At 38.8% G+C, this 13,929-nt stretch carries 11 protein-coding genes; 5 read left to right on the top strand and 6 right to left on the bottom strand.

Going from position 1 to position 13,929, the window contains the following annotated elements:
• Positions 1-18 precede the first annotated feature (18 nt).
• Positions 19-1,818, top strand: coding sequence for an acyl-CoA dehydrogenase (locus N7E81_RS15165; RefSeq protein WP_263050444.1), 1,800 nt, complete (start codon positions 19-21; stop codon positions 1,816-1,818).
• Between the two features lie 269 nt (positions 1,819-2,087).
• On the opposite strand, the gene N7E81_RS15160 is transcribed toward N7E81_RS15165, so the two are convergent.
• The 5 genes from N7E81_RS15160 to N7E81_RS15140 all read right to left on the bottom strand — a co-directional run bounded on the left by N7E81_RS15160 (position 2,088) and on the right by N7E81_RS15140 (position 6,844).
• On the bottom strand, positions 2,088-2,330 hold the full coding sequence (locus N7E81_RS15160) for a hypothetical protein (RefSeq protein WP_263050443.1): 243 nt from the start codon (positions 2,328-2,330) through the stop codon (positions 2,088-2,090).
• Positions 2,331-2,365: 35 nt separating this feature from the next.
• Entirely contained in the window at positions 2,366-3,646 is a 1,281-nt protein-coding gene (locus tag N7E81_RS15155; RefSeq protein ID WP_263050442.1) for a response regulator, read from the bottom strand.
• Between the two features lie 23 nt (positions 3,647-3,669).
• On the bottom strand, positions 3,670-5,568 hold the full coding sequence (locus tag N7E81_RS15150) for a sensor histidine kinase (RefSeq protein WP_263050441.1): 1,899 nt from the start codon (positions 5,566-5,568) through the stop codon (positions 3,670-3,672).
• Between the two features lie 26 nt (positions 5,569-5,594).
• Positions 5,595-6,152, bottom strand: a complete 558-nt coding sequence (locus N7E81_RS15145; RefSeq protein ID WP_263050440.1) for a hypothetical protein — start codon at positions 6,150-6,152, stop codon at positions 5,595-5,597.
• A 110-nt stretch (positions 6,153-6,262) separates the two neighbouring features.
• Positions 6,263-6,844: a SiaB family protein kinase gene (locus N7E81_RS15140; protein ID WP_263050439.1), complete on the bottom strand. Its 582-nt coding sequence runs from the start codon at positions 6,842-6,844 to the stop codon at positions 6,263-6,265.
• A gap of 507 nt (positions 6,845-7,351) precedes the next feature.
• On the opposite strand from N7E81_RS15140, the gene N7E81_RS15135 reads away from it, so the two are divergent.
• Both N7E81_RS15135 and thrS read left to right on the top strand, forming a co-directional pair.
• Positions 7,352-8,464 (top strand): tetratricopeptide repeat protein, encoded by a 1,113-nt coding sequence (locus N7E81_RS15135; protein WP_263050438.1) that lies wholly within the window; start codon positions 7,352-7,354, stop codon positions 8,462-8,464.
• Positions 8,465-8,468: 4 nt separating this feature from the next.
• On the top strand, positions 8,469-10,409 hold the full coding sequence (thrS, locus tag N7E81_RS15130; RefSeq protein WP_263050437.1) for a threonine--tRNA ligase: 1,941 nt from the start codon (positions 8,469-8,471) through the stop codon (positions 10,407-10,409).
• Between the two features lie 89 nt (positions 10,410-10,498).
• Here the strand turns inward: thrS and N7E81_RS15125 are convergent, their stop codons facing one another.
• A complete protein-coding gene (locus tag N7E81_RS15125; protein ID WP_263050436.1) occupies positions 10,499-11,446 on the bottom strand; it encodes an FKBP-type peptidyl-prolyl cis-trans isomerase in 948 nt (315 codons plus the stop codon).
• Positions 11,447-11,567: 121 nt separating this feature from the next.
• On the opposite strand from N7E81_RS15125, the gene mnmE reads away from it, so the two are divergent.
• Both mnmE and N7E81_RS15115 read left to right on the top strand, forming a co-directional pair.
• Positions 11,568-12,929: a tRNA uridine-5-carboxymethylaminomethyl(34) synthesis GTPase MnmE gene (mnmE, locus tag N7E81_RS15120; protein ID WP_263053093.1), complete on the top strand. Its 1,362-nt coding sequence runs from the start codon at positions 11,568-11,570 to the stop codon at positions 12,927-12,929.
• Positions 12,930-13,081: 152 nt separating this feature from the next.
• Positions 13,082-13,915, top strand: coding sequence for a hypothetical protein (locus tag N7E81_RS15115; protein WP_263050435.1), 834 nt, complete (start codon positions 13,082-13,084; stop codon positions 13,913-13,915).
• The last annotated feature ends 14 nt before the right edge of the window (positions 13,916-13,929 follow it).

Below are 13,929 nucleotides of genomic sequence, written 5' to 3'. Positions count from 1 at the left end.
TAAAATTCCAAAAATACCATGCCTGAATACTATTCCCGACGAAACCTTGATTTCTTGCTCAAAGAGGTCTTTGATATTGAGACATTAATGAAGCTTGATATCTATAAAAATCATGACCTAGACGGGGTGAAGATGATACTGGATGCTGCAGGTGATCTGGCTGATAAAGAGTTGCGTCCCTACAATGAAGAAATGGATAGAATGGAACCTCAGTTTGAAGGAGGCAAGGTTAAAGTTCATGGGCAAATTAGAAAACTACTTAAGAAATTTGGAGATGGTGGCTGGATCTCAGCTAATGCCAGTGAAGCAACGGGAGGACAGCAGCTACCTATTACTGTTTCATCATGTGCTCAGTTTATTTTTGGTGCTGCCAATTATTCTGCAAGTGTATACCCATTCTTGACAGCTGGTGCTGCTCGTTTGATCGAAGAGTACGGTTCTGAAGAATTAAAAGAAACATACGTTTCCAAATTATACAGCGGAGCTTGGCAAGGTACCATGGCCATGACTGAACCAGATGCAGGAAGCTCACTGTCTGATGTAACTACTTCTGCGGAACCGCTAGATGATGAAGGAACGGTTTACAGTATCGTGGGGCAAAAAATATTTATCTCTGCTGGAGATCATGATGCTGTAGGTAATGTGGTTCACCTAATGTTGGCGAGAATAAAAGGAGCACCAGAAGGAACAAAGGGCTTGTCGCTGTTTGTGGTGCCACAGAAGAGGTTTAAAGAAGGTGATCAAGTGGTGATGAACGACGTCACAACGACAGGCTTGTATCACAAAATGGGATACAAAGCGGCACCTATTGTCCATTTGAGTTTTGGAGAGAAGAAAAGATGTTTCGGCTATTTATTAGGCAAACCGAATGAAGGACTCTCGTACATGTTTCAAATGATGAATGAAGCAAGGATAGGCGTAGGCTTGAGTGCAGCATCCATAGGGTCTGCAGCTTATTATGCTTCGCTCAATTATGCAAAAGAAAGACCACAAGGCCGCAAACCTGATGAGAAGGACCCAACTTCTGCTCAGATCAATATCATAGACCATGCAGACGTGAGAAGAATGCTTTTCTTTCAAAAAGCTATAGTAGAAGGCTCTCTTTCCTTATTACTACAATGTGCGCATTACGCAGATATGGCTAAAGGAGGTAAGGAAGAAATTAAAGAAATTTATAGACTGACCTTAGACTTGCTTACGCCAGTGGCTAAGAGTTACCCGAGTGAAATGGGTATATTGTCTACTTCTGCTGCTATACAGATATTAGGGGGGGCTGGCTACTGTAAAGATTTCCCATTAGAGCAGTATTTTAGAGAGATGCGTATTCATACGATACATGAAGGAACTACTGGAATTCATGGTGTGGATCTGTTAGGGAGGAAGATAGTTATGGGAGGGGGGATTGCTTTTCGTGCTTTCACGGAAGAAGTATCCAAGTCCATTAAAAAAGTGAAACTGGAAGTCATTGAATTGTCCAAATATGGTGAGAAGCTAAACGATGCTTTATTTAGGCTTCAGAACATTACGATGCGACTTTCGACCATTGCTATGAAAGAGAAAAAAGAAGTCTTCCTGATGGATGCTACGCTATATCTGGAGCTCTTCGGTATTGTAGCTATTGGCTGGCAGTGGTTGCTACAGGCTATTCCATGTCAGATTGCGATAAATGAAAACAGGGGAGATGAGTTTTACAATAGTAAGATACATACTATGCGGTATTATTATGAGTATGAGTTGCCCAAGACTGAAGGTATAATTGCTCGACTCAATAGCTCAGACAAACTCTTACTTGAGATAGATAGCAAAGATATTATTTAGTGTACTCGGAATCTTACTGTTTTGGTGCGCTTTCTATGCTTGTGCTTGTGTGGTTTGTATGCAAATATTCTCTTTTTAGGTTGTACAACAGCTATTTTGGTTGCGCTATGACTGCTGACGCAGCTGGTCATCAAAGTGCTTATTATTATCCATGCTGATAATATATAAGCGAGGGTTTTTATATTCAAGTAAACAGGGGATTCTAATTCATAAAAAAAGCTTCAGAATTGAAGCTTGAATACTGTGGGTGAAATTAATTTCTTCACTACTTATGAGATTTTTTCTAAGACCTCTTTAGGGAATGTGATTTTGTATACCGTATCCAATGAATTGGTAAAGAGCTGGAATTCTTCCTCACCGAAGGTTAGGTCTGGACCTGGTTCTTCCAAGGTGTTAAGCTCAAATCCTCTGTCCCGCATCTCAGGCAGTATCTTGATGATAATTCTTTGCCATGCTAAAGGCGTTATGCTCTTGTTGCACCAGTTCTTCAATGTTAATACCTTAATCTTCATACGGAGCCGCTTTTAATGTTGCAAATATTGTCAAATTATATCTTAATTCCCATTACCAAAATGTCATCGGTTTGTTTTTCTTCACCTTTCCATTCGGTCAATACCTTATGGAGCAGATCTCTTTGCTTGTCCATAGGTTTGTCTAATCCCGCTTCGATACTTTCTGTTAATCGAGCTACTGTAAATTTCTTGTTATCTGGCCCGCCAAACTGATCTTGGAAGCCATCTGAGAACATAAAGAAAGAAGTTTCCCCTTTGGTATAAGATACCTTGTGGGTTGTGTAGTTTCTTTCTTGATCCAAATAGCCACCTAGAGAAATCCGATCTCCTTTTACGGTTTTTATTTTGCCTTTATCTGAATAAAGTAGATTTTGTTGTGCGCCAGCAAAATACACCTCCTGATTGTCTTCGTCAATGATCATGATGCTAGCATCCATGCCGTGATGCATGTTGTTCTCAGATTGATTGAGTATGTCCTGAATGCCTATATTGAGATTGTCTAGGATTTCACCTGCATCAGTAATTTCATGCTCGTAAACGATTTGGTTGAGTAGAGATTCACCAATCATACTCATTAGCGCTCCAGCTACACCGTGTCCAGTACAATCTACTGATGCAATGAATTTGTAATTGACATCGTCAGATTCAAAATCAGCATACCAATAGAAATCACCACTTACTACATCTAGTGGTTGGAACAGGATGAAGAAGTCTGTAAAGCCTTCTTTGATTGTTTCAGGAGACATTAGCATTGCATTCTGAATAGTCATCGCGTATTTGATACTATCCATCAAGCGTTTATTTACTTCTGCTAGTTCTTTGGTACGTAGCTCTACTTTTTCCTCCAACCCACTGTTGGCTTTTTCTAGCTGACGGATAAGTTTTACTTTATCACTTTTCAATTCGTAAGCCTCCAATGCTTTGTCTATGGTGAGTTTCATTTCACCTTTATCCCATGGTTTAGTAATGTATTTGTAAATGCCGCATTTGTTTACAGCTTTCACAATAGCTTCAATATCAGCAAAACCCGTAAGTATCATTCGAATCACATCAGGAAACTCAGGAAGCACTTTTTCAAGCAATTCAGTTCCTGTCATTTCAGGCATTTTTTGATCCGTGATCAAGCACTGTATGTCATGCTCGCGTAGCATTTCTATAGCTTCGTTTCCTCCGGGAGCGGTGAGTACGTTGTACTCTCTTTTGAAAGCCATTCGGAAAATACGAAGGTTGCTTTCTTCATCATCAACATAAAGAATGGTGTACTTCTTTTTATTTTTGACTGCTGTATCTTCTACTGGATTTTGAACTTCTTCCATTTGCTAGTTTACTTCTAAATATATTATGCTTTTTGAGACTCGGATACCTTTTCTTCTTCCGAAGATTTGTCCATGTGTTTTGGGATCAAAATAGAAAACTCTGTTCCTTTTCCTTCTTCACTATTACAATAGATGTTTCCACCATGTTTTTCTATGATACCAAAGGTAATAGACATGCCTAGTCCAGTACCAATGCCTACGGGTTTAGTTGTAAAGAAAGGTTCGAAGATTCTTCGTTTGACTTGTTCAGACATTCCTGCACCATTATCCTTTATTTTGATCATGACGTGCTGGTCTTGGTTTTCTGTATAAATCTGAACTTCACCATCCTTACGCTCATCTGGAATGGCTTGAATACCATTGTTTAGAATATTCATAAATACCTGATTGAGCTGTCCAGGGTAGCAGTTGATATCCAAGATAGAATCGTCGTAGAATTTCTTGATGTTGATTTTGTTTTTGGTTTTGTTTCTAAGCAGGACAAGAGTGGCATCCAATGCATCATTGACATTGGCTGGCTTCATTTCTTCTTCATCCAATCTAGAGAAGACCCTTAGACCTTTCACAATTTCTATGGTTCGTACGGCTCCTTTTTTAATATCCGATACCAATTCTTTCAAATCATTAAGAAGATCGTCATAAGCATACTCTTCTTTCATTTGATGAATTTCAGCGATAGCAGCTTTGTAATCTTTGCTGTCTTCGAGCTGATCATATTTTTCTACAATGGTGATCAAATCATCAAGAGATACTTTGAGTGTATCGATACCATTGTAAACGAAGTTGATGGGGTTGTTGATCTCATGAGCAATACCTGCTGTCAACTGACCCAGAGAGGCCATTTTTTCTGATTGTACTAATTGAGATTGGGTGCTTTTAAGGTTTTCCAATGTTTGAGCCAGCTCTGCTTTACTGTCTTGCTCGATAGTAAGTGTTTGCTTGAGCTTATTCTCAGCTATCATTAGTCGTTCTGTAGCCTCTAGCTGCTCTTCAGCAATATTTCTCATGCGCTCCTCTGAGTACTTTACTCGATCGTATGCTTTTCTAAGTTCTTCTTGTACGCGAATCAGTTTTTCGTTGACCTCTATTTGTTTTCTAGAACTCTTCAAAATCTCTTGCTCAGAGAGTTTTAATTTTTTGTTTCGTTGCTCCAAAGCTCGCTGAGAGAGGATGAGTTTTTCATTTACTTCCAGCTGCTTTTCTGCACTACTTCTTAATTCTTCTTCTGATCTCTGTAGTTTTACGAAGGCCTCATTTGCTGTAAGAAAGTTTTTATAAGCCAAGTTTACAGCAGGTCGAAAGATGAAAGAGGCTTGGAGTAGTAATATAGCTATGATGGCAGCAGTGATTACGTACTCAAATTGCGAAAATCCACCTTTGTTGGTTTTTGCCTCTAGTTGATACTGGCTTGCTAGATCAGAAGCTTTGTCACTAAAAGTTTTTTGGGATAGGATGTTGGTAAGTGCTCTACTTAAAATCAAAGCTTTATCCTCTTCGGGGTCTGTGAAACTCACATTGACGATTTCGTTTCCTGCATCTCTGATTTCGCGATAGGAGAGGTCCATGTCGTTGAGCATGGCGGTTGTTTTTTCAGAGTTTTCTGTTCCAGACAGGCCATAGTTAATGTCTCCCTTTGTGAGTGCTTTTTGAATTTTAGTGAATTCTTCTACTGCTGGTTTTAATCTTCTTTTTACAAGGTTGAAATTGGTCTCACTAGATTTAATTCTGTCTAAATTGATAAGCGCTGCATTTTTGGAGATTTCTTCGCTTAGTGTGGCCTGTTTCTGTGCGAGCTTTACCAAGATGGCATCATCTTGATTTACTCTGATGGCATTTTGGACTATAAATTGACCAATAAATAGACCTAATATAATAAGTATCAAGGTCAGAATATACGATCGTATCAGGTTATCCTTTTTCATAGCTCTTATGCTTTTGTTTTAATTAATTAAGCCGCTCCTTTACTTTTTAAGAAAGAAAATTGACTTTTTTCCTCAGTACTATTTTGCTGCGTAGTACCTGACTGATTAGATAATATTTCACGTTTGCTTTGCTTGGTGAAGTAATCTTCTAATTTAGATTCGAAGAATTTTAACATTAATGCAATGATTAGCATGACTCCGATGCCGATAAAATTGCCCTGTGCCCAACTATCAATGATGGGTTCAAGAAACAGTTGCTCAGAAATGAAAAGAATTACAAAAACGCCAAAAAGTATTCTGGTGGCTTTTTTACCCATAGTCATTTTGTCGAGCTGATCAATAGTTATTTCTAACTCTCCATTCTTCTTTTGGATTTCATTGTTCTGAACCTTGATTTTTTGGTTGGCGTGATCTAGTTTTTTCTGTAGTCGATCACTGATTCGAGTGATTACCTTACTCTGATCTAGCAAATCTTTGTAGTGCATAGCGATTCCTACTGCATCTTCAAGGTTTACATCTTTCTTTTTTACTTTTCCTACATACTCCGAAAGTATCTTTTGCTCTTCGTGATAAAGTTCTTTCATTTCAGTTCAACGTTACTATATGCCTCCTCACTTACTCCCAGTCTCATGTCTGATGTATGTAATGAATTTAAATTGATATTTGAGTTGTTTATGTGCATTGGGTAGATGGCTTATGAAGCCTCAGCCAGTTTTTTTTCTAATTCTCTAGGAACCCTTATCTGAAAAGTAAAATAAGAGTACTCATCATTTACCTGATGAAATTCATACGATAGTTTTTGGCCAGTTTTTCGGGCTATTTCTACAAAACCTAAACCTGCAGTGCCTTTGTCTGAAAACTCACCATTGTATAGAATCTCTTTGTAGAGCTTTTTTAAGCCATCTTTGTCCAAAGCATTGATATTGTCAAGTTTAGATTTAATAGTTGTAATCTTTGTGTTGGGGATGAAGTTTCCAGTCATGATATTGTAAAACTTCTTTCGAGCAGTTACCAGTAGAAGACCTGATTTGGAATCATAGGTATCGATTTGATGAGTTTCGTCTGCTACTTCATCCATGTGATGATATAGATTCTGAATACATTCTGTAGCTGCTCCATAAAACTTCTTTTTAATCATTCGGTCAGATTCTAATTCCGTTATTCTTCCGTCGAGTGTCTCTATAATAGAAGTGACTAAGTCAAATGTAACTTCGCCTTTATACATCAGGATGATGTTAGTATCGTATATATTTTTATATCTCTTTAATAAATCCATTATATCAAATGTATTACCAGAAAACCTGACTAGTACTGGTTAGTCTTATAATTCTAATTTTTCAATCTAAAAGTAAAGATACTTGAACAATCAAGATTTCAATAATTTACAAACATAAATTGGACTATTCAAAGAAAACAATTGCTATTTAACCGAAGCAATCAAAATGCTATAACATTTTGACGATTAGCAATAACTGAAATGAGTTTCAAACCTTTCCTTATAACTACCCAACCTCTGAATTGATAAAAAATCAATCTTGAATTTTACCAAGATTTGCCGAGATAAACAAATTTTGATTTTGAATTATACACTTTTTAAGTGTTTTGGTGATATAGACTAAGAGGATTACCTATCTCTTTATTTTTAACACTGAAAGATGACAAAAACGAATGGAAAAAGTACTTTTTTTGTTCATTGACTTGTCAAATAATTATTTAGCATGTTTTGATACCTGATTCTTTATTTTGTTTGAATAGGTTCGTTATTGAATATTTCCAATTTTGTATGAACTGTAAAAGTATCTTATTTAGAAGTTGTAGTTTCCTATTCGCTTGTTGTATTACTCTACTTTGTCAGGGGTGTGAAAAGCGATTTGGGAATGTGCCCGTACAGCAAATGGATGCAAAAATAGCGCCTCCTAGTGAGTCGGTACAGGTGAGTGGCAAACAACTGTCTTCTTTCGACATCAATGAGCTGATACAATACCTGCAAGTGCATGAGCAAGCAGAATGGAAGAACACTTCAGAAGAAGAATTACTAGACTGGTTGAGTCAATATCAGAAAAATGCAGAATTACTGGAGTTGGTGTCTGATTTTTATTTAGACAAGAAAGATTTAGCCAAAGCCCTGCATTACAATTCTATGGCAGAGGACTATGGTGCTAACACTACAGAATTTTATAAAAAAAGAGCAAGCATATATGCTGCATTAGGCAGGAATGGGCTAGCCATAGACTATATCAATAAAGCAGTGATGATCAATGGAAATGACCCTGACATTTACTTACTAAAAGGAGAAGTTTATTTGAGTTTAGGCGATTCTATTTCCGCATTGAAATATAAGTTGCAAGCATTTCAGCAGGACTCTAGTCGATTAGATATCGCCAGAGATCTGGCATTTTTATACGCATATGCTCGCAATTACGACCAATCAAGAACACTAGTTACTTTATTATATGATTCGGATTATGAGACTGCAGAAATCAATTTTCTTAATGTAGAGCTGTATCGTGAAGAGCATAAAAATCAGGAAGCCAATCAGTTGCTAGGAGAGATGCTGTTAACTGGGAATATGGTGGCTGGAGATTCTCTAATTAGACATTTTGAACAACAAGCCATGTATGATTCTATGATATTTTATGCTACACAGATGCTGGCTCAAGATAGCTTAAATGTTGGGGCATTGAAAGCCAAGGCAGTTTCTTTCGACCATAAGGGGTATTATGCTAGTGCCTTGCAGTATTACCAATATATACTTGCTGTAGATTCATTGAATGAAGAAGGCTTGGAAGGAGTAAGGAAAGTCAAAGGAAAAATCGCATATTTGCGCAAATTAAGGGAAAGAAGAGAGGCTATACCAACTTTCGATTTTGCTTCCCCAAATACAAGAAATGAATGAATTGATGAGTGACGCTAAAATTAACATTACCCTTCCTGATGGTAGTGTGAAATCTATGGACAAGGGAGCGACTGGTATGGATGTCGCCTTGAGTATTAGTGAAGGGCTAGCTAGAAATGTGCTGGCCGCTGAAGTAAATGGAGAAATATGGGACGCCAACAGACCCATAAGTGAAGATGCTACGGTGAGTTTGCTTACCTGGCAAAATGAAGGAGGGAAGTCTACCTTTTGGCACTCATCTGCTCACCTCATGGCAGAAGCATTGGAGGCCCTGTACCCTGGAGTGAAACTAGGTATTGGACCAGCCATTGAGAGCGGTTTTTACTATGATGTCGATTTTGGTGATCAGACTTTTGATTCTGAGAATCTAGATGTTTTGGAAAACAAAATGCTGGAGTTGGCCCGTGAAAAGAACGAGTACATTAGAGAAGAAATTTCTAAAGCAGATGCTGTTGCCTATTTCAAAGAGAAGGGAGATGAGTACAAATTGGATTTGCTCGAAGGGCTAGACGACGGTACCATCACTTTCTATAAGCAAGGTAACTTTACGGATCTTTGTAGAGGGCCACACATCCCCAATACAGGTGTAATCAAGGCCGTGAAGGTGTTGAACATCGCTGGTGCTTATTGGCGTGGTGATGAGAATAACAAGCAGTTGACTCGTTTGTATGCAGTTTCGTTCCCTAAGCAGAAGGATCTGAAGGAGCATTTGGAGCTGCTAGAAGAAGCTAAGAAAAGAGATCATAGAAAACTAGGCAAAGAGCTTGAGCTATTTACTTTTTCTGAAAAAGTAGGACAAGGCTTACCGTTGTGGTTGCCCAAAGGAGCAATGCTTCGTGAGCGACTAGAACAGTTTATGCGAAAAGCGCAGGTCAAAGCGGGCTATAGCCCAGTGATTACACCACATATAGGAAACAAAGAACTGTATGTGACTTCTGGTCATTATGAGAAGTATGGTGAGGATTCATTTCAGCCTATAGCTACTCCACACGAAGGAGAGGAGTTTTTCTTGAAACCAATGAATTGTCCACATCACTGTGAGATATATAAGTCTAAACCACATTCGTACAAGGATTTGCCTATTCGATATGCAGAATTTGGAACCGTTTATCGTTATGAGCAAAGTGGAGAACTTCATGGACTTACGCGGGTAAGGGGTTTTACGCAAGACGACGCTCATATTTTCTGTACACCCGATCAGGTGAAAGAAGAATTCACGAAAGTGATTGATCTTGTACTCTATACTTTCAAGGCTTTGGGTTTTGAAGACTATACAGCTCAGATTTCGCTAAGAGATCCAGACAACAAAGCCAAATACATAGGTAGTGATGAGAATTGGGAAAAGGCAGAACGTGCCATCATAGAAGCAGCCGAAGAAAAAGGTCTAAATACCGTTACCGAATACGGTGAAGCGGCTTTTTACGGACCTAAACTAGACTTTATGGTCAAAGATGCTTTGCGTAGAAGTTGGCAATTAGGTACTATTCAGGTGGATTACAACTTGCCAGAAAGGTTTGAATTAGAATACATAGGAGCAGATAATGGCCGCCATCGTCCAGTGATGCTTCATAGAGCACCGTTTGGTTCGCTAGAGCGATTTGTAGCTGTGCTTACTGAACACTGTGGGGGCAACTACCCATTGTGGTTGACGCCAGATCAGATTGCTGTTTTGCCGATTTCAGAGAAATATGCAGACTACGCACATGAGATTTTCTCTTTGATGGAAGAAAATGATATCAGAGGATTTATCGACCATAGAGATGAAAAAATTGGGCGAAAAATCAGAGATGCTGAGACCAAAAAGATTCCATTTATGCTGATTGTAGGAGAGAAGGAGCAAGAAGAAAATAAGGTAAGTGCCCGTAGACACGGTGAAGGTGACTTGGGTAGCTTTACTAAAGAGGAATTCATTGCTCTGTTTAGAAAGGCAGCAGCGATCAATTAAAGAGAGAGCTTCTTTGATTCCATAGAACTAAAAACCGTTTCGAAAGTTAGTGCTTGACTAACTTTCGAAACGGTTTTTTTTATGCTTTATCATTTTACCTCCAACAATTCCACTTCGTACATCACTATAGTATATGGTTCTACCAGTGAACCGATTAACCCGTTTTCCCAAAGTTCTTCCCTGATCGAGTTAGGAATTACTTTCACACTAGAGCCAAAAGCAATGTCTGACGGAAGAATAAGTAAAGCTTTCTCGCCCTCCTTCATCTTCAATACACCTTCTCGGAAACCAGACACCAATTGGTTGGTATTGAGGCTAACAATGAGAGGATTGTCGGCTTCAGTTTCCTGAATGATAGATCCATCTAAAGTTTTTCTTTTGTAATGAAGTGTGGCGGTGTGATAGGCCTTTGCCTCATCTCCAGTGCCTGCTTCAAGTGATTTGAAATACAAACCAGAGGTGGAGGGTGTAAGATCCCCCAACTTTTCTGAATCGATATACGCTTCAATTTCATCTATTTGCATTTTGTGAATATCATCTTCAGTAGCCGTTCCGGTCAACTCTATATCCAATATAAAATTGGCATTAGGGCCAAACTCGTCTTGTACACTATAAGAGTTATATGCTAAATAAGAAGGTAAATAGCACCTGATTTTTTCGCCTTCTCTAAGGATATCTAATCCATAATTCACCCCGCTGGGTATAACAGCATTCGAACTAAACCGAAGTAAGGTGGAATCAGTCATATGCGATTCTAGAAGTTTGCCATCTAGTGTTCGCAATTCATATTTTACCTTCATTACGTCACCTATTTTGGGAAGTTCGCCATCAGGGTTGCTGGTGAGTGCTTCGTAGTAGACGCCATTGTTGGATTTCTCTGCTTCTATGTTGTTGGATGTTATATAGTCTTTGATCAGCTGATCGCTTTCTTGTTGTTGTTTTTCGTAATCAGAATCTTCGATACACCCTGGAAGTATAATAGCAACCAGAGCGAATATGGCCAACGTCAATAAATTGTTTTTTTTCTTTGTATTCATAGCTGTATTAATTTTTCTCTTTTTGTAAGACACTAAGGAAATTCGAATGGTTGGAAGTGAATCGAAGGATTTTTTCCTTGTCCAAGGGTTACATGTGAACCGTGCGGTTATCTTTGTGTCTATGGGTATGAATGATACGATAGTTGCATTGGCTACAGCGCCAGGCATAGGAGCGATAGCAGTCATTAGGTTGTCTGGAGTTGATTGTGTAGAAGTGGTTTCACCTTTATTTTCGGGTAAAAAATTGACTACTCAAAAGTCACACACCATTCATTTTGGGAATTTGATGGATGGAGAGACTATCGTGGATGAAGTGCTAATTGCTTTGTTTGTAGCTCCTCATTCTTTCACTAAAGAGAATAGCCTTGAAATCTCCTGTCATGGCTCTCCCTATATTATCAACCGCATCATTCAGCTGTTGGTCAGGTCTGGTGCCCGACTGGCAGAGCCAGGGGAGTTTACCCAACGAGCCTACCTCAACGGCCGTTTTGATTTGGCGCAAGCCGAAGCCGTAGCCGATCTGATCGCCTCCGAAAATGAGGCGTCACATGCCACGGCATTGAATCAAATGCGTGGCGGTATCTCTAATGAAATTAAAAACCTAAGAGAGAAACTCGTGCATTTTGCTTCGATGATTGAGCTAGAGCTGGATTTCTCCGAAGAGGATGTGGAGTTTGCCAGTAGAGAAGAGCTCAAAGCGCTCATAGAAAAAATAGACGTGGTACTGGTGCAGTTGATCGATAGCTTCCAGCTAGGCAATGTGATCAAAAACGGTGTGCCCGTGGTGATCGTAGGCAAACCCAATGCAGGCAAATCTACTTTGCTCAATGCCTTGCTCGACGAAGAGAAAGCCATCGTGTCGGATATTGCGGGCACGACCAGAGACATCATCGAGGACGAATTGAATATCAGGGGCGTGAAGTTTAGATTTATTGATACGGCAGGACTGAGAGAAACCAAAGATCAGATAGAAGCCATAGGAGTGGAGCGTGCCGAGCAAAAGATGCAGGAAGCTTCGTTGATTATGTATTTGTTTGACTTGGCTACAGAGTCATTGCAGACGATTCTAGATACGGAGCAAATGCTGGTCGAAAAAGGGAAACCGTATATTTTGGTGGGAAATAAGCTCGATAAAGTGGAGAATGAAGAAGTCTCACTTATTGCTAATGATCACTATGTATCCATATCTGCCAAATCTAAAACAGGCGTAGATCAGCTCAAGGATCTGATCTGGTCGAAAAGCCAGATGGACAACTTTCAGCCGGGCAATGTGGTAGTGACCAACGCCCGCCACTACCAAAGTCTGGTCAATACCCAAAACTCCCTGCATGACGTACTCAGAGGCATCGATAATCAGATCACGAATGACTTTTTGGCGCAAGACATCCGCCACGCCTTGCACTATTTGGGAGAAATTACTGGTGAGATCACGACAGATGATTTGCTAGCGAATATATTTTCTAAGTTCTGTATTGGGAAGTAAAAGAACAGGAAATCAGTCTCTATATCGCCTAAGCATAGATTACATTCACTAGAGGGTGCAAGGAAGGTGCACAATGAAAGTTATTTACTCCTTTGAGGGATCAAACTTTCAAAAAGTTGTACCTTTTGGTAGTTGACTAAAACCTAATTGAAATGGCTCATGAACCGTTATCACAAAGAACTCAAAAGGCAAGAAAAGGATTATTAACTTTTGCTGTTGCAATAATATTAATGGTATACTTCGATGTAAGTATTAAGGCGGTTTCAACTATAGGCTTAGGTTTTAATTTTTCTGAATATCTTCTTCCAGCCTTTTTATTGATTGGGTTAGTATATCTATTAATTTCATTTTCCTTGTTTGTTAAAGATGATTTAAATAATCCTGAATTGAGAACTGCGGAAAGCGAAAGGGATAGACTAGATTCAGAATCAGATGAAAAACTCTTTGAAGGTATTTCAAATATTAAGAAGCTGAATTCGGCTAATTGGTTAGAAAACAATGCGTCTGATAGAGACCCAATAGTGCATTTTGATGATTTGGTAACGGAATCAATTCTTAGCAAAACATTCTTAGAAGAAAAATTCGAGAATTTCTTTTTATTCTACGATCCACATCAAGAACCTGTAAAAATTGGCAATAATCTAAAAGGCAGATTAGATTTGACTTCTATAAGAATTCATTTTGAAGATTATTTTGAGGCAAAACAAAACTTGAAAGATGCAGTCGTAAATTCAAATCAATATGCAATTGTAAAAAAGTGGCGTGATAGATGGGATTTTAACATGCCATTCTATGTCTCTATTTTTGCATTTGTTTCATGGTTTGGTGTTTTCATACCTAATGAACAAGAAAAAAATATTACTGAGAATACACCCGAATATGTAATAGATTTGAATCTAAATGTGAGTTTAGATTCAATAACACTTCAAAATGATGTGAAGATCAAAGTGAACTCAGACTCCCTTGCAATAGAAGAGAACAAATAACCTTATCGGGCACA

The organism is Reichenbachiella carrageenanivorans (genome assembly GCF_025639805.1).
GTDB lineage: Bacteria > Bacteroidota > Bacteroidia > Cytophagales > Cyclobacteriaceae > Reichenbachiella > Reichenbachiella carrageenanivorans.
This window is presented reverse-complemented; position numbering and strand designations above follow the sequence as displayed.

Coding starts and splice junctions, on each gene's coding strand:
- N7E81_RS15125 (WP_263050436.1), bottom strand. CDS start 11,446: ATGAATACAAAGAAAAAAAACAATTTATTGACGTTGGCCATATTCGCT.
- N7E81_RS15115 (WP_263050435.1), top strand. CDS start 13,082: ATGGCTCATGAACCGTTATCACAAAGAACTCAAAAGGCAAGAAAAGGA.
- N7E81_RS15160 (WP_263050443.1), bottom strand. CDS start 2,330: ATGAAGATTAAGGTATTAACATTGAAGAACTGGTGCAACAAGAGCATA.
- mnmE (WP_263053093.1), top strand. CDS start 11,568: ATGGGTATGAATGATACGATAGTTGCATTGGCTACAGCGCCAGGCATA.
- N7E81_RS15135 (WP_263050438.1), top strand. CDS start 7,352: ATGAACTGTAAAAGTATCTTATTTAGAAGTTGTAGTTTCCTATTCGCT.
- thrS (WP_263050437.1), top strand. CDS start 8,469: ATGAGTGACGCTAAAATTAACATTACCCTTCCTGATGGTAGTGTGAAA.
- N7E81_RS15140 (WP_263050439.1), bottom strand. CDS start 6,844: ATGGATTTATTAAAGAGATATAAAAATATATACGATACTAACATCATC.
- N7E81_RS15145 (WP_263050440.1), bottom strand. CDS start 6,152: ATGAAAGAACTTTATCACGAAGAGCAAAAGATACTTTCGGAGTATGTA.
- N7E81_RS15155 (WP_263050442.1), bottom strand. CDS start 3,646: ATGGAAGAAGTTCAAAATCCAGTAGAAGATACAGCAGTCAAAAATAAA.
- N7E81_RS15150 (WP_263050441.1), bottom strand. CDS start 5,568: ATGAAAAAGGATAACCTGATACGATCGTATATTCTGACCTTGATACTT.
- N7E81_RS15165 (WP_263050444.1), top strand. CDS start 19: ATGCCTGAATACTATTCCCGACGAAACCTTGATTTCTTGCTCAAAGAG.